The organism is Patiriisocius sp. Uisw_017, from assembly GCF_047731265.1.
Taxonomy (GTDB): Bacteria; Bacteroidota; Bacteroidia; order Flavobacteriales; family Flavobacteriaceae; genus Patiriisocius.
Genome location: NZ_CP159835.1, coordinates 3,104,399 through 3,124,048 on the forward strand (window position 1 = coordinate 3,104,399; position 19,650 = coordinate 3,124,048).

Annotated in this window: 16 protein-coding genes; 9 read left to right on the forward strand and 7 right to left on the reverse strand. The window is 35.3% G+C overall.

Features of this window, described 5'->3' with window-relative positions:
- The first annotated feature begins 55 nt into the window (after window positions 1–55).
- From ABXT67_RS14010 to ABXT67_RS14050, 9 genes are all read left to right on the forward strand, one after another.
- Complete coding sequence (locus tag ABXT67_RS14010; protein WP_415374661.1) at window positions 56–1,183, forward strand: NAD(P)/FAD-dependent oxidoreductase; 1,128 nt, start codon at window positions 56–58, stop codon at window positions 1,181–1,183.
- Complete coding sequence (locus ABXT67_RS14015) at window positions 1,180–1,887, forward strand: methyltransferase domain-containing protein (RefSeq protein ID WP_415374662.1); 708 nt, start codon at window positions 1,180–1,182, stop codon at window positions 1,885–1,887. Before ABXT67_RS14010 ends, ABXT67_RS14015 begins: the two co-directional genes overlap by 4 nt.
- 130 nt (window positions 1,888–2,017) lie before the next feature.
- On the forward strand, window positions 2,018–3,070 hold the full coding sequence (locus tag ABXT67_RS14020) for a type III polyketide synthase (protein WP_415374663.1): 1,053 nt from the start codon (window positions 2,018–2,020) through the stop codon (window positions 3,068–3,070).
- Window positions 3,070–3,852, forward strand: coding sequence for an SDR family oxidoreductase (locus ABXT67_RS14025; RefSeq protein ID WP_415374664.1), 783 nt, complete (start codon window positions 3,070–3,072; stop codon window positions 3,850–3,852). Before ABXT67_RS14020 ends, ABXT67_RS14025 begins: the two co-directional genes overlap by 1 nt.
- Window positions 3,853–3,941: 89 nt before the next feature.
- A complete protein-coding gene (locus ABXT67_RS14030; protein ID WP_415374665.1) occupies window positions 3,942–4,364 on the forward strand; it encodes a 3-hydroxyacyl-ACP dehydratase FabZ family protein in 423 nt (140 codons plus the stop codon).
- A gap of 51 nt (window positions 4,365–4,415) precedes the next feature.
- Entirely contained in the window at window positions 4,416–5,687 is a 1,272-nt protein-coding gene (locus ABXT67_RS14035) for a beta-ketoacyl-[acyl-carrier-protein] synthase family protein (RefSeq protein WP_415374666.1), read from the forward strand.
- A gap of 11 nt (window positions 5,688–5,698) precedes the next feature.
- The gene (locus ABXT67_RS14040; protein WP_415374667.1) at window positions 5,699–5,959 is read left to right on the forward strand and encodes an acyl carrier protein; all 261 of its coding nucleotides are present in this window, start codon (window positions 5,699–5,701) and stop codon (window positions 5,957–5,959) included.
- Window positions 5,960–6,010: 51 nt separating this feature from the next.
- Window positions 6,011–6,778, forward strand: coding sequence for a TerC family protein (locus ABXT67_RS14045; RefSeq protein ID WP_415374668.1), 768 nt, complete (start codon window positions 6,011–6,013; stop codon window positions 6,776–6,778).
- Entirely contained in the window at window positions 6,778–7,995 is a 1,218-nt protein-coding gene (locus ABXT67_RS14050; protein WP_415374669.1) for a class I SAM-dependent rRNA methyltransferase, read from the forward strand. The genes ABXT67_RS14045 and ABXT67_RS14050 overlap by 1 nt, the downstream gene beginning before the upstream one ends.
- Window positions 7,996–8,615: 620 nt before the next feature.
- Here the strand turns inward: ABXT67_RS14050 and ABXT67_RS14055 are convergent.
- From ABXT67_RS14055 to ABXT67_RS14085, 7 genes are all read right to left on the reverse strand, one after another.
- Window positions 8,616–9,059, reverse strand: a complete 444-nt coding sequence (locus tag ABXT67_RS14055; RefSeq protein WP_415374670.1) for an arsenate reductase family protein — start codon at window positions 9,057–9,059, stop codon at window positions 8,616–8,618.
- 22 nt (window positions 9,060–9,081) lie between these two features.
- Window positions 9,082–9,384, reverse strand: coding sequence for a ribosome hibernation-promoting factor, HPF/YfiA family (hpf, locus tag ABXT67_RS14060; RefSeq protein ID WP_415374671.1), 303 nt, complete (start codon window positions 9,382–9,384; stop codon window positions 9,082–9,084).
- A gap of 181 nt (window positions 9,385–9,565) precedes the next feature.
- Window positions 9,566–10,777 (reverse strand): multidrug effflux MFS transporter, encoded by a 1,212-nt coding sequence (locus tag ABXT67_RS14065; protein WP_415374672.1) that lies wholly within the window; start codon window positions 10,775–10,777, stop codon window positions 9,566–9,568.
- 1,144 nt (window positions 10,778–11,921) lie between these two features.
- Window positions 11,922–13,028: an adenylate/guanylate cyclase domain-containing protein gene (locus tag ABXT67_RS14070; protein ID WP_415374673.1), complete on the reverse strand. Its 1,107-nt coding sequence runs from the start codon at window positions 13,026–13,028 to the stop codon at window positions 11,922–11,924.
- Between the two features lie 18 nt (window positions 13,029–13,046).
- Complete coding sequence (locus ABXT67_RS14075) at window positions 13,047–16,166, reverse strand: efflux RND transporter permease subunit (protein WP_415374674.1); 3,120 nt, start codon at window positions 16,164–16,166, stop codon at window positions 13,047–13,049.
- 22 nt (window positions 16,167–16,188) lie between these two features.
- Window positions 16,189–17,271, reverse strand: a complete 1,083-nt coding sequence (locus ABXT67_RS14080; protein WP_415374675.1) for an efflux RND transporter periplasmic adaptor subunit — start codon at window positions 17,269–17,271, stop codon at window positions 16,189–16,191.
- 29 nt (window positions 17,272–17,300) lie between these two features.
- Window positions 17,301–19,643 (reverse strand): TolC family protein, encoded by a 2,343-nt coding sequence (locus ABXT67_RS14085; RefSeq protein ID WP_415374676.1) that lies wholly within the window; start codon window positions 19,641–19,643, stop codon window positions 17,301–17,303.
- Window positions 19,644–19,650: the final 7 nt, after the last annotated feature.

Sequence of the window (19,650 nt, forward strand, 5' to 3'; positions counted from 1 at the left end):
ATAAATTTTTGTGAATGGGTTTTTTACTTTTGATAAGTATTCCGTACTTTATACTATGTTAAAAGTGTTGGATTTTGAGGTGGTTATTATTGGAGGTGGACTCGCGGGATTAACTGCTGCCTTGCACCTTTCCCAAAATAATAGCAACGTTTTACTTATTGAAAAATACGCTTATCCCCATCACAAAGTTTGTGGGGAATATGTTTCAAATGAAGTTCTTCCTTATTTAAATAAATTAGGTGTTTATCCAATTAAAAACGGTGCGCAACAAATAAGCAAATTTGAAATAAGCAATCACCACGGAAAACAAATTTCTGCCACATTACCTTTAGGCGGCTTTGGTATGAGTAGACATGCTTTTGATTTACTCTTGTATAACAAACTAAAAGAAACGGCAAATGTTTTAATTGATAGTGTTTCTGAAGTAACATACAACAATGAGATTTTCAAAATTAAAACCTCAAATGGACGTTCTTTTACATCAAAATATGTTCTTGGTGCTTGGGGGAAACGAACAAATCTAGATAAAAAAATAGACCGACCCTTTATTAATAGAACATCTCCTTGGCTGGGCGTTAAAGCGCACTACGAATACGAAATGCCAACAGATGTTGTAAGACTTCATAATTTTGATGGAGGCTATTGTGGTCTTTCTAAAACAGAAAGTGGCGCAGTAAATGCTTGCTATCTCACCACCTACGCCTCATTTAAAAAAGTAGGAGATATTGAAACGTTTCAGCAAACTACGATGTCAAAAAATCCTTTTCTCAAGCATTTTTATAATACCGCAAAACCACTTTTTGAAAAACCGTTGTCTATAAGTCAGATTTCATTTGGGCAAAAAGAAGCCATTTCGGATCATATTTTAATGATAGGAGATACCGCGGGACTTATTCACCCTTTATGCGGAAACGGAATGGCGATGGCTATTCACAGCGCAAAAATAGTTTCAGAACTTTTAGTAACAACACAAGCTAACAACGAGACGACTAGAAATGATCTCGAAGTAGCCTACGAGCAACAATGGAAAAAGGCATTTGCTAATAGGATGACTACAGGGAGAATAATCCAACGACTATTAATGCAACCAACAGCCACAAAATTTGGTTTTAAAGCAGCGCAGATGGTTCCTTCTTTAGTACCATCGATTATTAAAAAAACACACGGAGAGGTATTATTATGATCACATTCAGCAGTAAAGAACGTTCTAGGCAAGAAGAGGTAATGGATGGTTTCCAATTACAAGGAGAAGGAATGGAAGATTTACTCACAGACCTTAAGTGCGTAAATAAACTGTTGGGTGGAAACGCCATTACAACAGAAGGCATAGCAAGGCTAATAACAGATAAAACGAGGGAATACAAGCTATTAGATGTTGGTTGTGGAGATGGGGAAATCCTAAGACAATGCGCAAACTACGGCCGAAAAAGGGGATTGAAATTTAAACTTATAGGATTAGATGGGAATCCCCATATTTTAGCGGAAGCTCAAAAGCGTTCCGTTCAGTATCCAGAAATAAGCTACGTTACATTAGATATTTTAGGGGATACCGAAAAACTTCCAGAGATAGACATTGCTCTTTTTACCTTGTTTTTGCATCATTTTGAAAATGAAAAAATTGAACAAATCCTGTCAAACTTACTGTCAAAATGCTCCCTTGGACTAGTAGTCAATGACTTACAACGAAGTCCTATTGCGTTTAACTTATTCAAGGTTTTTAGTAGTATATTTATAAAGACCAAAATCGCCAAACACGACGGACTCGTATCTGTAGCAAGGTCTTTCAGGAAATCTGAATTAGAAATCATGAGCAAAAGTTTACATTTTTCCAAACAAACGATCAAATGGAAATGGGCATTTAGGTATCAATGGGTACTATGGAAATAAATATAGAATCGGATTAAATTAAATTATTATAAAATAAATAACTTGAACATCCCCATCCAGTCTTCTCTTGAAATGGGAGGAGCTTAAATTCTCTTTTGAAGGGATTTAGAGGGATGTTAGTAACATCTTTATGAGCGTAAAAATAACAACAGTTGTAAAGCAACTTCCAAAATACAGTAGAGACACAAAAGATATTATTCCCTTTGTGGAGCAATGGATGGCAGATCAAGACAATCGCTTTAAAAGAAAGGTGATTAAAATCTTTGAAGGAGCAGGGGTAGACAAACGCTACAGTATTATGGACCCCATTGAGGTATTTACAAATCCAAGCTTTCAAGGACGAAATGACATCTATATTCGGGAAGTAAAAGCATTGGCAAAACAAGCACTTGAAAAAGCATTGGAAAAAGCACAATGGAAAGCTACCGATATTGACTTCCTTATTACCGTAAGTTGCACTGGAATTATGATTCCATCGGTAGATGCTTATGTAATCAATGATCTTGAAATGCGTCAAGACGTTGTGCGATTGCCAGTAACCGAAATGGGCTGTGCTGCAGGTGTTTCTGGAATCATTTACGCTAAGAATTTTTTAAAAGCAAATCCTGGCAAACGGGCAGCAGTAATTGCGGTAGAGGCTCCAACAGCGACCTTCCAATTGGAGGATTATACCATGACGAATATGGTGAGTGCTGCTATTTTTGGTGATGGTGCTGCCTGCGTTTTATTATCTTCACACGAGGAGGATGAAGGTCCAGAAATACTAGCGGAAGAAATGTACCATTTTTATAACGCTACAGAAATGATGGGATTTAAATTAGTGAATACAGGGCTTCAAATGATCTTAGATAAAGATGTTCCTCAAAGAATAACCGATCATTTTCCAAATATTGTACATCCTTTTCTGTCAAAAAGCGGATATAAAATTGAAGATGTAGACCATTTAATTTTTCATCCTGGAGGAAAGAAAATTGTACAAACCGTGGAAGATTTATTTGGGAGCTTAGGGAAGAATATAAACGATACGAAGGAGGTACTTCGTCTTTATGGGAATATGAGTAGTGCGACCGTTCTTTATGTCTTAGAACAATTTATGGATCGAGGCGTAGAGAAAGATGCTTTGGGTTTAATGCTAAGTTTTGGGCCAGGGTTTTCTGCACAACGGGTTTTATTGAAATTTTAATGACAACAAAAGAAACCACATATAAAAAAACATGGGCTCTCATTTTAGGAGGAAGTAGTGGTTTAGGACTTGCTACCGCTCATAAATTAGCACTTGAAGGATTTCATATATGTATCGTTCATCGCGACCGGAAGAGCTCATTAGTCTCCTTTGAGAAAGAATGCGACACGATGAGAAACCGCGGCGTTGAAGTTTTAAACTTTAATCTAGACGCATTAAAAACGGAAACGATTTCCACCGTATTGGAAAATTTGGAGGATCACTCAATTTCAATAGTGGTTCATAGCATCGCAAAAGGAAGTTTAAAACCATTGCGTTCTCAAGATAACGCCTTATCTAAGGCAGATTTAGATATTACCATACACGCGATGGCCACGAGTTGGTGGGAATGGACGAACGCGTGTATCAAAGCAAATAAACTTTTTACAAGCGCAAGTAATATCGCTTTTACTAGCGAAGGAAATTCAAAAATATGGGAAGGGTATGGAGCTGTTACCGCAGCAAAAGCAGTCTTGGAAGCATTAATGAGGCAAATGGCTGTTGAATTAGCGCCTTTAGGAATTAGGACAAATTGCATTCAAGCAGGCGTCACGCGAACGCCATCTTTTGCAATGATTCCCAATAGTGATAACTTGGCAGAAATGGCCATGAAAAGAAACCCTTTTAATAGGTTGACAGTGCCAAGCGATGTAGCCAATGCAGTTGCACTACTAGCCAATCCAGATGCAACTTGGATCAATGGGACCATTTTAAAAGTAGATGGTGGTGAAAGTCTGCGGTGAGGATTTTCGACATGGGATTTTCAATTTATATTAAAGGAAACCGTATCGCAGCGGCGGGATTTATTGCGGGGGTTATTTGAATATAAAGTATGAATTATAAAGAAATCATAACGAGATTACCTTATAGCAAACCCTTTTTGTTTGTTGACGCACTGGAAAGTGTTTCAGAAAATGGTGTTGTGGGGCGCTATACATTTAGGGCTGAAAGTGATTTTTACAAAGGCCATTTTAAAGAAAACCCAATTACACCAGGTGTTTTACTAACGGAATGTATGGCGCAGATAGGGGTGGTCTGCTTAGGAATATTCTTAACTGCCACATCACAGGCAAAAAAAGTAGCACTGTCTAATACAAGCATAGATTTTTACAAACCAGTACTTCCAGATGAAACCGTAACTGTTCATTCCGAAAAAATCTATTTTAGATTTGGGAAATTAAAATGTAAAGTTCGCATGTTAAATGCAAAAGATGAAGTAGTGGCCTTAGGTGAAATTAGTGGGATGGTTATTTAAATGGTTTTTAAGCCATAGTCGTTTGTTTAAAATATTTTAGGTGCTTATCGTATGAAAAAAAGAGTGGTTATTACTGGGATGGGAGTCTGCGCGCCTAATGGCGTTGGGCTAGATGCGTTTACCCATTCGCTTAAAAATGGAGTTTCTGGGATTACATTTCAACCCGATATGGAAACGCTCAAATTTTCCTGTCAAGTTGGAGGGGTGCCTATTGTTACTGAAGAAAAGAAACGTGAATATTTTACCGATTTACAATTACGCAATTTCTCAAGCAATAGTATTTTATATGGTGTTATGGCCGGAATGGATGCTATTACCGCTGCTGGTATAAAAATTCCTGAAAAAGACGAAGCTCCTTTATGGGATTTAGGAATTATTTTTGGCGTGGCTACAAGTGGTGTGGAAAAATTTAGAGAATCTATTTATAAGATAGATGAAGGCAAGGTTCGCAGGTTGGGAAGTACGGCAGTAGTTCAAACGATGATGAGTGGGGTAAGTGCCTATCTAAGCGGAATGATTGGTGCTGGTAATATAGTGACTACTAATAGTGCCGCCTGTGCAACGGGTACCGAAGCTATTTTAATGGGATACGAACGCATTGTTAATGGCCATGCAACACAGATGCTCTGTGGAAGTAGTGGCGAAAACGGCCCGTATATTTGGGGTGGTTTTGATGCGATGAAAGTTATTAGCTATAAAAATAATAATGCTCCAGAAAATGCCTCACGGCCTATGAGTGCTACTGCTGCTGGTTTTGTGCCAGGCAGTGGAGCAGGAGCTTTGCTGTTAGAGTCTTTAGAAAGTGCAGAAGCGCGGGGTGCAAAAATTTATGCAGAAGTTTTAGGTGGTGCCATAAATAGTGGAGGACATAGAGGAGAAGGAAGTATGACCGCTCCCAATAATATTGCTGTGCAAAGGTGTATTGCTTCGGCTATTAAAAATGCTGGTATTGAAGCAGATGAAGTCGATTATATCAATGGACACCTCACAGCAACAGTAAAAGATCCTGTGGAGATTTCGAATTGGGTTGCTGCCCTTGGTAGAAAAGGAGATGACTTTCCGTATATAAACTCTTTAAAAGGAATGACCGGGCATTGTCTTGCTGCGAGTGGCAGTATTGAAGCAGTTTCCACGGTGTTGCAAATGGAACATAATTTTATATTTCCGAATATAAACTGTGAAGATCTTCATCCTGAAATAACGACCTTAATTCCTGAAGATAAGATACCGAGAGAGCGAATTGACACTGTTATTAAAACTGCTGTAAAAGCTAGCTTTGGTTTTGGTGATGTGAATGCGTGTGTTATCTTTAGAAAAAAATAGAACACCCTTTTATGACTACTGAAGAAATTTACGAAAAGCTTTTACCTATAGTAAAGACTTACCTTCCCGACGATGTTGATCAAAAAGACATCAATCTTGACAGTGATTTAACGAAAGAACTTAATATCAATTCTGCGCATTTAGTGGATGTTGTGCTCGACGCGGAAGATACTTTTGACATAGAATTTGCAAATGAAGATATGGAGAAGCTTAGGACTATAAACGACGCGATAGAAATAATTAAGCATAAACTAAACAACGAATCAGTTTAAAATACCTGCCAAAGTTTATCACGAACGATACTCAAAAGGTTAACTTGACACATGGAAGGACTCTTTACCGTTGAAAATTTTATAACCTTGGGGTTGCTAACCATGCTCCAAGCAGTTTTAGGATTGGACAACTTGCTTTATATTTCATTGGAATCTAAGCGAGCGCCTGTTGAAAAACAAAAGAAAGTACGCCAAATAGGGATAGGGTTAGCGATTGTTTTGAGGCTTGTTTTATTATTCGTTTTACTAGAAGTAATCGCCTTATTCCAAGAACCACTGTTTGAGATTCATCAAAACGGAATTGTCGATGGCTCTTTCAATGTCCATAGTTTAATTGTTCTTTTTGGTGGGATTTTTATTATGTGGACTGCCGTAAAAGAGATTATGCACATGATGCATTTAGACATTCACGATACCGAAGAGAAGAAACCAAAGAGTGTGAATATGATTATTGCCGCTATTGTAATAATGAACTTGGTATTTTCTTTTGATTCTATTTTAGGAGCGATTGCCTTAACCGATGTGTTTTGGGTAATGGCGGTAGCTATTGTAATTGGTGGTTTGTTAATGATTTGGTTAAGCGGAAAAGTAACTGAATTCCTTAAAAAGAATAGAATGTATGAAGTTTTAGGACTTTTTATTCTTCTCGTTGTAGGAATTATGCTTTTATCTGAAGGAGGCCATTTGGCTAAATTAGAATTGTTTGGCAATCACATTACCCCAATGAGCAAAACGACCTTTTACTTTGTAATTACCATCTTAGTCATTGTTGATTTAGTGCAAAGCAAGTATCAAAAAAATCTTACTAAAAAACGATAATGTTTAGCACACCACTAGTACCCGTAAAAAAACCACAAGTGTTGGCTGTAAAGCTATCCGCTATGGGAGAACGATCTGTTAGGGCTAGCCATCCTTGGATTTTTAGTGACAGTATTATTAAAATAAATAAAGTAGGCGCTGCTGGAGATATTGCGGTAATCTTTAGCCATACTACGAACAAAGCAATGGGCGTGGGGCTCTATGATCCAGATTCTCCCATAAAAATTAAAATGTTGCACTATAATGAAGGTGTAGCGCTAAACGCTCCTTTCTTTGCGGCTAAAATAAAAAAAGCATTCGCGCTTAGAACTAAATTACTGCTTACGAAAACCAACAGTTATAGACTCCTTTTTGGCGAAAATGACGGTTTCCCTGGATTTATTGCAGATGTTTATAACAAGGTACTCGTGGTAAAACTATATAGCTCGATATGGTTTCCGTATTTGGAAGTTCTTTTAGAACAACTAATAGCGACTTCTAATTGCGATACGGTGGTGCTAAGACTTAACCGAAAGTTACAACAACAAAACAATTATAATTTAAGAGATGGAATGGTTCTTTATGGCGAATTAAGAGACCCTACTATTGTATTTAAAGAACACGGAGTCACGTTTTCTGCCAATGTTATTAAAGGCCATAAAACAGGTTATTTTTTAGACCATCGTCACAACCGCAAGCGGGTAGGGGAACTAAGCCAAGGAAAGACTGTATTAGACGTATTTAGCTATGCGGGAGGATTTTCGGTACACGCATTAGCAAATGATGCTAAAGAAGTAACAAGCATAGATATTAGCGAGCAGGCATTAAAGCTGGCCAAAGAGAATGGGAAATTAAACCACTTTGCTGGCAAACACAATACGCTTGCTGGAGATGCTTTTGAATTGCTAAAAAAACTGATTTCAGAAAACAAGAAATATCAAGTAGTGATTATCGATCCGCCAAGTTTTGCAAAAAGTAAAAAGGAAATCACTATTGCTTTAAAGAAATACAAACAGCTGGCAGATTTGGGAGCCCAACTTACTACAAAAGGAGGGTTGCTTGTGCTGGCATCCTGCAGTTCGCGTATTGCGGCAGATGAATTTTTTGAACTGAATGAAGCTACTTTAAAATCTCACAAGCAAGCTTTTAAAACAATTCTCAAAACAAACCACGATAGCGACCACCCAATAGGGTTTCCTGAAGGAAGTTATTTAAAATGTGGTTATTATCGTTTTTAAATAATTTAATATATCGTATACTTTAATTGAATTTAAAATATACGATATGAAGAAGATACTCACAATTACATTACTATTTTTAACAACTATTGCATTTTCCTAAGATACTTTTTTTCAAAATGGTGACGAAAAACTTGAAGATAAAGCTAAAGAAATCAAGGCAAAATATGATGCAGAGCTTGGCTTAAGAGCATCACAAAAATTGTTATTCGAAAAGAAAGTTAAAGAATTTTTAATTCGTTCAGAAAAAATTAAGAAACAATATACGGGAAAGAAAATGCTTGACAGACTATACGTTAATAGACAACAAGAAATAGCAGAGATGGGAGATATAAAAAATAAGGCAGACTATTCAGCCCCTAGCTAAGGCGGAACAATAAAACAATATATAATACCAATTTAACAATCTAATGTCGCATATAATTTGTTTCTTTTTCGCCTATATTTCAATATAAAATAAAACCGTAGCGAAGGCTATGCTTTAATTTTCTATCTCATCTAGACAAAAAATAATTCAAATTAGCAACACGACATTAAATAATTAAATTGGTATAAATCGTAAAAAAGAGCCTCTGAAACGAAATTTCAGAGGCTCTTTTAGTTTTAATTTAAACAAGTAACTATTTAAAGTTTTCTTCTTTAGTGGTAGAAGAAATTGTTGGGTCTTCCGTATGCATTGTTTTTTCAAGTCCGGCAGAATCAACACCAAAGAAATTTAAAACTTCCGTTTCCATTTTAATTTGCTTGGTCTTGGTTCCATTTATAGCAATAGGGTGGGAAATAATGTGTGGATTTTTTTGAATAATTTTTAACCAATCATCCGTTGTAAATTCTGAAGTGCCTTTTGCATTTAATTTTGTTGTATCAACAAGATCGCCTACTTTTTTATGAAGTGCTTCTGCAATTTCAACCCATTCGGTATCACTTATTTTTGTTTTTGACAAATCTATGATAAGTAATTTGTCATCCATAGCTTGAATATATGCTAACGTATTTTTTCCAATACGTGTATCCGGATGATAAATTAGTGTAAACAATCTTTTATTGGTTGAGCGAACTCCCATACTTTCTTTCTGTTTAGTAATGTTAATGTGCTTGCATTTTATCTTTTCTACGTCTTAGTTGTGTTTTTGCATCATTAACAGCTTCCGCTATTGCACTTTCAAAAGCTCCTGTATTACCACCCGAAAAGAGTGTTGTTCCTGGAACGTTAATCCTTATATCGCATATCATTCCAGTTTTTGGAGAACTTGTATTTTCTAATTTAAAATAAACATCAGCGTTTACAATAAAATCAAATTTATCTTCTAATTTATTCAATTTCTCTTCGGCTAGTGCTTCTAATCTCTTACTAGCTGCTACGTCTTTGTACTCAAAATTAATGCTCATAATCGTCTATTTTTAGAATTGTGTACCTTAAAGATAAGAGAGTAAAATTTTAGAAACAAGTTTTTGTGATGAATTTTCAAAAACATTTAACGTTTTATAGCAACGTTATGGTTTTTATAAAGACGGAAGTTAAAATTTTGGCATTTATGTGCAAGAAAGACAGACAATTTATGCGATACGGTTAGACGGATCCCTTGGGAGTGGATTTGTTGATGAATAACAAGATCAATATGGAAACAAAGGAGCAGACCGAAAAACCTATAAAGAGAGGGAGCGTGCTAAATTCTACAAACCTTCCTATAAAGGTACTAATGGGAACAGCCATTAGGGTCGAGATAAATCCGGTTACTGCAGCAGAAATCCCTGCGATGTGTCCCACAGGTTCCATGGCCAATGCTTTTAAATTTCCGAAGAGAAAGCCGATACAGAAAAATTGGAGTGCAAAAAAACCAACCAAGATATAAATTGAAGGTTGGGGCGTATTGTAAAACAGGACCAGGTATAATACGGAAACAATGAAAAAACCATATAAAGCCCAAGTAACTATTTTTTTCATTCCGAAGTGAACTACAAAGGTAGCATTCAAAAATATGGCGGTACCAATTGAAAATGCCAATCCAGAGAATATATAAGGGAAAGCGTCCTTTAAATTATACTGCACTTCAAAAATTTGTTGCGATGCGCTTAAATACACTAAAAAAGAACCTACTACAAATCCAGAAATAAGCGTGTAGCCAATGGTTGCTTTGTATTTTGTGGTTTCCTTGAAGCCGCTTAATATTCTTTTAAACGTAAACGGAATCTTGTTTTGAACCGCCAAAGTTTCTTCTTGACGTAGCCAAAACCAGACACCAATAAGGATGCTAATGACCACCTGAACATAGAAAATAGCTTGCCAATCGAATATACTTAGCACAAGCTTGCCCATCGCAGGAGCCACAATAGGAATGAGTAAAAAAACCACCGTTACAAAAGACATAATACGCGCCATATAATCGCCGTGGTATAAATCTCTAATAATAGCAATACAAATGGTTCGAGGAGCTGAAAGTCCAATACCCTGGAGAATTCGACCAAAAATCATGAGTTCTAAGCTCGCTGCAGAAACACATACAAAACTGGCAATTACAAAAACTACCAAGCCTAAATAAACCGATAGCTTGCGACCAGTAGCATCTGATAAAGGACCAAAAATTAACGGTCCAATTCCTAAACCAACAAAAATCATGGTGACTAATAATTGATTGTCTGCAGCGGTTTTAGTACCAATCGCAAAACCAATTACATCCAGTGCTGGCAGGAGCGCATCAATAGACAAGGCGGTCACAGACATTAAAGCTGCCATAAGCGCCACAAACTCTATTCGAGACTTTGAATTGGTTTTTTGTTGCATCGGGCAAAAGTACTTTATCCCTTTTACGCAGCATCTATGTTATTGATGTGGTTTGTTTCATTTAGGAAAAGATTAACGTGAATAGCATACCCATTATAATCAAAAATCAAAATACTTTGTTTTTATTAGCGAAGGTATTGGAGGGGCATTGGTTGGTCTCTTTAAATATACTATTTTACATAATATAAATTATAGAACATTTTGTAGTAGATTAACGGATAACGCATTTTCGCGCTATTTTACATAGTTACGTTATAAGCCCTGTAAGAGGATTATAACAAAGTAATTATGTGAAAGTTAATGCACGGCACGCATAAATAATCGTAATTAAAATGCCGCCGCATCATATCGCCGCCAACTAAAATCATCCGCTGGATAATTTTAATTGCTCGCGTATGTCAAATTGCCGCTACCAAACGCTCGATTGTTTTTTAAAATCAAATTACTTTGCCATCTGCATCATCCCACAGCTTTATAAAATTGATGCGCAATCAATTTTATTCACTCGTAAATTTGAACACAATTTACAGCCGCTTGCCAACGCCACGGCATAAATTCAAAAGAGTAAGAATCTTTTGAATTTTGATCGCGTTGCTGCTGATGGCATTTCAACTATAGTGTTTCTGTAAATTTTTCAGGAGATTCTCGGCAGCTTGCCGCAACAGCTAACGGCATTATTTTGGAAGGTCTAGTAGACCGTTTAACATATGAGCGAGATGGCGCGTTGGCATTAATTAGTACTATGGCCGTAAGCACCTGCTAACCTCTCGTATTGTTTGAAAATTTTATTTAATTGCTTATAACATTATATCAAATAGGACATAAATTTTAGAGATTACCTATCTCTTAAATTTTGTGCCAGTTGTAGCGTTGGCATTTACTAGTACGGTGTTTATTGAAGTCTCTTTTCTTTTTTCTTGATACGGCAAAGTATAGGTTGAGCGCGATGGTGTGCTGGTGAAACAAAAAAATATACTTGTACTAATAACTCCAACGCGCCAGCTGGCCCATTCACTAAATTAGGCCATTGGACTAATTTTAACGCGCTGTCCTATTTTAACCAAAGTTTTTGAGGCCGTTTTGCCATCGCATCATCCTTTGAAATTTTTATACTACTATTGTAGCTATAATTGGTAGTCAGCAATTAAGAAATAAACTCCTTCCCTCCTATAATCGTATGAATACTAATTTCCTTCTCTTTTCCTTTCAATAATATGTTACCTATAAACTCTGAAGTAAAGTTAGGTTCAATATCTAAATTATTTAAAAGACTTTCTGAGATTAAAATGGGGACATTATTTACATTGCATTGACCTTGGATACGTGCTGCAGTATTAATAACATCTCCGTGGTATGCTAGTTCTTTCTTTACAACGCCAACCTCGGCAACCATTATTGGTCCTCCGTGAAGACCAGCTTTAAATTCGGGTAGTGTATTGTACTTTTTTAAATAAAAATTCGCTTTAGATTGTATTCTTTGTTGAAATGAAAAGAACAGGTTTACACAATTATTATTTAATATACCTTTTTTATAAGGCCAGCTTATAACAGCCTCATCTCCTACATATTGATAAATTTCGGCTCCATACTTCGTCATAATTTCATTAAGGTCATAAAAACAATCTTGAATGAGTTGACTGTATTTAAAGTGTCCTATGATTTCAGCAATACTCGTCGAACTTTTCAAATCTAGAAAAAGAAAAATACGTTCTTCTTCTTTAGGTTGTTTATATTTTCCGATCAACATTTTAAAGAATACGCCTTTACCAAACTTATCTGATACAATGGTGATGATAGAAAAAACAAATGAAGAAAAGGTAAAATAAATCAATATGGGCCGAAACGAATGATCTCGATACCACCAGCTAATATCTATACTATAAGGTAAACTATTTATTTTTATAGATAAGTTTGTCATCATATAAGAAATAATGAGTGCTGAAATAAATATGAGTACCGTTTGGATAAGTATATTTAGTCCTATTGATATTCTCTTTAGGATAAATTTATCAAAATAAAACTCGATAGTAGCATATAAAACACCTATTAGAAATCCGCCAAGACCAAAGTCAAAAATCATATTATAAATGGTATAAATCTCTTTATATTTTGCATTAATTTCAATACCAACTTCACTATTTAAGGCATAATATCTAAACAGTACAAAGAGCATCATTGCGATAGTCCAAAATAATGTGGATCGTAATAAATGCTTTAGGTATTCACTTAGATTTCTGTTTTTTATATTCATAAAAATTTGTTCTAATTGCTATGCATCTTTTAAAAGTTCTTCATCAAAAATATATCCTTTATAGTTCACTTTAAAAAGCAAACTGTATAACGAAGGTAAAAATACTAGTGTGATTACTGTTCCAAACAACAAACCTACCATAATACTAATTGCCATACCTTCCCAAAGTTCACCGCCACTTATATAGAGTGGAATTAATCCCAATATAGTAGTAAATGTTGCCAATAAAATAGGTCTGAAACGTTGTAGGCAAGCCATTATAACGGCGTCTTGAATGTTTCGTTTTAATTCATTTTGTTCTATTTCCATTCGATCTATAAGTACAATGGCATTATTAATCACAATACCTGCTAAGGAAATTACACCTAGAAATGGCATAAATCCGAAAGGTTCTTTGAAAACTAATAAACCTATTACGACACCAATAAGCGCAAGTGGAATGGTTAATACAACCATACTCATTTTTCGGAACGAATTAAACTGGATGATAAGAAGCAATACAATGATAAATCCTGATAACGGTAAATAACTGATAACGGATCCCATATTTTCGGCAGTCTGTTTTTCATCTCCGCCAAACTCATACGTATAGTCTTTTGGCCATAATTTTTTTTGTTCTTCTAACCAAGGTGTTATTTCACCGGTAATTGTAGCCGCATTTCCATCTTCTCTAAGCTCACTTGTAATCGCTACTGCTCTATTCAAATTAAAGCGCTTAATTTTAGCGTATTGCCATTGAGGAATAATGGAAGCTACTTGTAATAAGGGTACACTTTTTCCTGTGGCTTGTGCATAAATGTTTAAGGTTTCAAGCGATGCTAATGTTTGTTGCTGACTCGCGTTATTTCGCATTAAAATAGGAATGGATTTGTTGTCTTCACGATATTCTCCAGTTTGAAAACCATCTAATGTTGTTTGTAATGAAATAGCAATGTCTTGACTACTTACTCCTGCCGTTAACGCGCTGTTTTGGTCTATTTTTATTAAAAACTTTTTACTCTTTGGTCCCCAATCATCTTTGATGTTTTTAGTGCCGGAAATATTAGAAAGTTGTTTTTTAATAGCTGTGGCAATTTTAGCTAATTCTGCTGGGTCATCACCTAATACTTTAATTTCTATAGGAACTGTGCCTCCACCGGCAGCCAATGCACCTACTTTGATATCAGCATTTGGGAAATTCTCAAAACCAAAGCGGTCTAACTTTTTAATGATGTTGTTGTTTTCTTCAAAAGAAGAGGTATTTACTAAAATATGTGCATAACTAGAATTTGCTTCATCTTGACTATAGCCTAAATCGTAAGATTCAGGACCTTGGCCAATATAAGAGGACCAATCTACAAGACCCTTCTTGTTATCATTATTTACTTTTAAAGAGTCTGTCATATATTTTTCAAAGGTTTTTACCAAAGCGGTTGTTGCTTCTATTTTTGTTCCTTCAGGCAGATTTATATCTAGCGTTATCATATTACGGTCGCTATCTGGAAAGAATAGAAAAGGGATTTTAGTAAAACCGAATAGCGATAAAATAAACAGAGCCAAAACTCCAAAAAGCACTTTTTTCTTATGACCTAATGCTTTCAGAATTAAATTTTTATATTGGATTTTTAAGGCATTGATAATCTTGTTGATCAATCGTTCTTTTGCTTCACCTTTTGGTTTTACCTTCATAAAAAACACACAAAACATAGTAATTACTGTAAGAGCAATAACCCAAGACGACAATAATGCAATAGTAACTACAAGGAATATAGGTCCTACGATATCGCCCATATTGGTTGGTGACATATAAAAAGCAAGAAAAGCCGCCGATGTCGTTAATGTTGAAATCAATAGTGGCATAAACAATTCTGAACAAGCTTCAATAGCTGATTGCTTGGGAGTGCGTCCTTGTTCCATTTTTACCATCACCGTTTCTGCAACGACAATGGCGTTGTCTACCAGCATTCCTAAAGCGATGATAAGGGCTCCTAAAGTCACTTGATTTAATCCTAAATCCATGAGCCCCATAATGAGTAAGGTCATAATCGTTACCATAGGGATTAAACTTGCGATAATCATTCCGGTTCTAAATCCTAAAAAGACAAGCATTACAGCTAATACAATTAATATAGCCTGAATAAGGTTACTTACAAAATTGCTAACTTTTGTATCTATATAGGTGTCTACAGACGATATTCTTACCAGCTCCAATCCTACAGGTAATTTTTCTTGCCACTTCGCCAATTTACGATCTACTTCTTCTCCTAATTTAATGATATTAGCATTTTCCTTGAGGTTAATATGAAGAGATATCGCATTTTTTCCATTGATACGTACCTTTTGTGTTGATGGGTCTATATATCCTTTTTTTATGGAGGTGATATCGCTTAACTTAACCAGTTGAGACTGATTTTCGCCAATAGGAATCAACATATTTTTAATATCTTCTACCGAATTAAAATTACCGGTAGGTTCTAATATGATGCGTTCATTACCCATATTTATTTCACCACCAGTGCTTAAAATATTCGTGCTGGCGATAATCTGTTGTAGTTTAGAAGCTGATAGATTATATTCTTTTAATCGGGTATTATCAAACTCAATAAATACGCGTTCTTCCTGTACACCTCCTGAAATAACTTTTGCCGTTTCGGGAATCCTAATTAAATCATCCTTTATGTCATCGATATGAGTTTTCATTTCGGTATACGAGTATCCATCAGAAATAAGTCCAACAACAATACCATATACAGCTCCAATACCATCATCATCTAAAAAAGGGGCTACCCCTTCTGGTAGCCCTTCCATACCCTCTAGTTTACGTCTTAATCTATCCCAAACTGCTTGCATATCTTCTGGGCTAACTTCCTCTTTTAACGTAACTGTAACGACTGAAAGTCCAGTTCTAGATGTACTGCTTACTTCTTTTAATTCTGGTAATTCTTGGGCAATTTTTTCAACATTATCAGTCACCAATTGCTCAATACGCTCTGGGCTTGCTCCAGGTAATTCTGTAATAACATTAGCCACTCGCACAGTAAATGGTGGCATACTGTCTCTAGACAAGCTCGTAAAAACGGCTATTCCCATCAGAATTATAGCACCTAAAATCATTAAGACAATTCTGTTTTTTTCAATAGAAAATTTTGCTAAATTCATATCCTTTTACTTTTTGAGTTAATTAAAGCTTTACTTTTTGTCCGTCTAATAATGTTTGCAATCCTGCAGTGGCTATGCGTTGTCCTTTGGTAATTCCAGAAGTAATCTCAAAGCCTTGGGCCGTAAGATTTCCGATAGTTACGGGTTGTTTTTTAACAGTTGCATTAGCACCTTCACTTACTAGTAAGAATACAAACCTTCCGTTATGGTCTTCGCCAACAGCATAAGCAGGAATAATTAGCTTAGAATTGGATGCTTTAGAGACTCCAAAGTCGAATGTTACATTTGCTGTCATCCCGCTTTTTACACCATTTGTAGTAGTTGTTAGTATGAGATGAACAGGGTAGGTTGCCGTTGTTGAAGATACCGTAGGTGATACTTCAATAACTTTAGCTTTAAACGATTTTCCTTGCAGTGACGTAAAAGTAACATCGACGCTGTCACCTACATTTATTTTGTTGATGATACTTTCTGGAATGCCCAAGTTAATTTTCATATCTGTTCCTGCGTTTAATGTTGCTATGGTTTGCACAGGATTTACATTTTCCTTAATTTCTGAATTTACTGCTGAAATAACACCACTTTCTGGTGCATATAAATAACCGAATTTCATTTGTTCTTGCTGAATTGAAACTCCTCTTTTTGCAGATTCATAGCTTTGTTCGGCTGTTTTATATGCATTTTTAGCACCTTCAAAATCACTTAAAGAAGCACTTCCTTTTTCATATAAGGCACGGGCTCGATTTAAGCTTAATTTTGCCGTATTAAATTGAGATTGTGCACTGTTTTTTTGTGTTAAGGATTGCTCATAAGCTAATCTTGATTGCAGATTATCTAGTTGTGCTAATAACTGCCCTTTTTTTACGGTTTGCCCTAGTTTTATATCAAATTGAGCAATGATTCCCGTATTTCTAAAACTTAGTGCTATCACCTTGTCAGTTTGCGCAATACCACTAAATGTACGTATGTTTTCACTGTCTAAAACACCCACTTTTTGGTATTTAATTGGTCTAAGAAGTTCAACTTCTTTTTTCTTTTCTTCTGAACAAGATAGCCCTACGCTAACAAGTAGTAATAATCCGAATATGTTGTTATAATTTTTCATTGTAATCGCTATTTTTATATTTTTAATGCTTAACTTTTAGTGTTTAGGTATGCTATAAAACGTTGTGTAAATTTGCTATTATCCTCCGTTGTACTGAGCAAAAAATAATGCCCTATAAAACGTTCAACCTGAATCATATTACCCAAATAACCATATACTGCCGTAGCACTTGCTAATTGTGTATTTATATAATTATTCTGTGCATCAATAAGTTGTACCAAGTTTACCGCACCACTAGCGTAGGATGCTTGGGTTAATTCTAGTGCTTCTTTGGCAGTTTGCTCTGATATTTTAGAGAGTGCTATATTAGAGATTTGATTGATTACATTTAAGATGCTATTTCTAACATTAACATCTATCGTCTGTTCTGTATTTTCTTTAAGGATGTTTAATTGATCTTTTTGAATCAAGGCCGTTTTACGATTGATATTGGTTTGATTTCTATTAAAAATGGGGATAGACATTGCAACGCCAACTGTATAATTATTATAGGGTAATACAAAACTTGGTGGTGCAGTGCTTCCTGCTCCATTTCGATTCAACACGCTATTGTATTGTCCTTGTAATTGAACTGTTGGCAAAAAGCGTCCTTTTCCATTCAGTTGAATCGAGCGTTCTGTTGCACTAAGATTATAGCCAAGTGCTTTAAGTTCTGGTGCATTTTTTCTAGCTTCTTCAATTAAAAATTCAACAAACGTTTCTCTTGTTGCAGGACTATCTAACAAATCAACAAATTGTTCATATTGAAATGCTCCAAAAACATTGTCTCCCAATGCCATATTATCTATATCTATCTTCGTGTTTATTGGATTGTTCAATAATTGATTTAATGCTATAAAACCTTGTTCTAATTGATTTATAGACTCAATCATTACTTGATTGTTTTGCGCCATTTGACTTTTAAAACGAAGCATATCTGATTTGCTAGACTGCCCTAGATTAAAATTTTGTTCTGCTATTTTAAGAGTACGTTTTGTGAGGTCTAAGTTGCTTTTTTGAATTTGCGCATTTGCCTTTAAGATCAATATATTTAAGTATGCGTTCGATATGTTGAGTATCGTATTTAATTCGAGTGCATTAAAATTTTCTTGTTGTGCTTTTTGTAAATTTTCCTGAATGTTAATAGTAGCATTTGCCGTTTCAGAAAAAATAGTTTGTTGTAATGTTATATTTCCAGAGGTTTGAAATTCTGGTGTTTGTCCAAAACCTAATACAGCAATATCTGGATCTATATAGTTGACTCCAGCATTTGCCGTTATGCTTGGCAAATAAGTACTCTTCGCAGTTTTTACATCTTGGCTGCGCAAGACCACCTCTTTCTCTTGTGATTTAAGTTCTAGATTTCTATTTAATCCTTTTTCTATAAGTTCTAAAAGATTATATTTTTTTTCGGAAAGTACATTGTCAAATTTCCCGACAAATTCTGCCGTATTAATAAGGCTATACTTTAGGGCTACTTCGGTAAGTTCAGCGGTATTATGATTAATAGTTAATTGTGATTTATAATCTACAAAAACAGGAATGTCTGCTAATGGAGTACCGTTAATATATTGCTCAACTGTTAAAGCTAATCTTCGCAAAATTTGATTGTAGTTTATGGTAGGATTGTGAGTAGCCATAAATCCTTTTTCTACATAAGTCACATTATTTATGGTAAAAGAGGGTAGTTTTTTCTCGATAAAAATAGAAGATAAGGTGGCTATTTCTATATCGCTTAAAAAGAATCCACCTGCCATATAAATAGCGTCTACAGTATCTAATTTTGACGTAATATCGGATACAGATTCAAATGGAATTAATGTATAATTTGTTCCTATTGATTTTGAAATGGCATCAAAAGTTGCTTTTATAGGCAGCATATCCATAAAAGGCTTATCTATAATAATCCCAACATTTTTGAAATTGGTAAGCGCTTTTAGTTTTTCTAAATCATTTTTATACGATTCCTCTTCGACCAAATAGGTTAAATTAGTCGTGTTCGATTTATTTTTAGAAAGGTCTATTCTATTAAAATCTTTGTTGATGGCTCCAAATAGAATGGTTGGTTTTTGATGTGTTTCTTGTTTTGTTAGCAGTTCATTATTCACAATTCCAAAAGCGAGAATAAGATCTGTTTCATTGATCAATAATTGACGATACTGCTCTTGCGCTTTTACAATATCAAAGTTGTTTACCAGCGTATTTTTCTCTGAAAAGTTGATGATTGCATCTTCTCCCACTACCGTTTTTATTTGTTTTTTAAGATGAACAAGTAGCGAATCAATTTTTTCGTTTCTTATGTCTAGTAGTATTCCAAAATCGTAGGTGCGTACTTGCGCCACCAATAGCTGCGTAAAGAATATGACTAGAAGTATTAAAATTTGCTTTTTCATTTGTTAT

Excerpts from the sequence above, each read along its gene's own strand:
- ABXT67_RS14010 (WP_415374661.1), top strand. The coding sequence starts at position 56 with ATGTTAAAAGTGTTGGATTTTGAGGTGGTTATTATTGGAGGTGGACTC.
- ABXT67_RS14015 (WP_415374662.1), top strand. The coding sequence starts at position 1,180 with ATGATCACATTCAGCAGTAAAGAACGTTCTAGGCAAGAAGAGGTAATG.
- ABXT67_RS14020 (WP_415374663.1), top strand. The coding sequence starts at position 2,018 with ATGAGCGTAAAAATAACAACAGTTGTAAAGCAACTTCCAAAATACAGT.
- ABXT67_RS14025 (WP_415374664.1), top strand. The coding sequence starts at position 3,070 with ATGACAACAAAAGAAACCACATATAAAAAAACATGGGCTCTCATTTTA.
- ABXT67_RS14030 (WP_415374665.1), top strand. The coding sequence starts at position 3,942 with ATGAATTATAAAGAAATCATAACGAGATTACCTTATAGCAAACCCTTT.
- ABXT67_RS14035 (WP_415374666.1), top strand. The coding sequence starts at position 4,416 with ATGAAAAAAAGAGTGGTTATTACTGGGATGGGAGTCTGCGCGCCTAAT.
- ABXT67_RS14040 (WP_415374667.1), top strand. The coding sequence starts at position 5,699 with ATGACTACTGAAGAAATTTACGAAAAGCTTTTACCTATAGTAAAGACT.
- ABXT67_RS14045 (WP_415374668.1), top strand. The coding sequence starts at position 6,011 with ATGGAAGGACTCTTTACCGTTGAAAATTTTATAACCTTGGGGTTGCTA.
- ABXT67_RS14050 (WP_415374669.1), top strand. The coding sequence starts at position 6,778 with ATGTTTAGCACACCACTAGTACCCGTAAAAAAACCACAAGTGTTGGCT.
- ABXT67_RS14055 (WP_415374670.1), bottom strand. The coding sequence starts at position 9,059 with ATGGGAGTTCGCTCAACCAATAAAAGATTGTTTACACTAATTTATCAT.
- hpf (WP_415374671.1), bottom strand. The coding sequence starts at position 9,384 with ATGAGCATTAATTTTGAGTACAAAGACGTAGCAGCTAGTAAGAGATTA.
- ABXT67_RS14065 (WP_415374672.1), bottom strand. The coding sequence starts at position 10,777 with ATGCAACAAAAAACCAATTCAAAGTCTCGAATAGAGTTTGTGGCGCTT.
- ABXT67_RS14070 (WP_415374673.1), bottom strand. The coding sequence starts at position 13,028 with ATGAATATAAAAAACAGAAATCTAAGTGAATACCTAAAGCATTTATTA.
- ABXT67_RS14075 (WP_415374674.1), bottom strand. The coding sequence starts at position 16,166 with ATGAATTTAGCAAAATTTTCTATTGAAAAAAACAGAATTGTCTTAATG.
- ABXT67_RS14080 (WP_415374675.1), bottom strand. The coding sequence starts at position 17,271 with ATGAAAAATTATAACAACATATTCGGATTATTACTACTTGTTAGCGTA.
- ABXT67_RS14085 (WP_415374676.1), bottom strand. The coding sequence starts at position 19,643 with ATGAAAAAGCAAATTTTAATACTTCTAGTCATATTCTTTACGCAGCTA.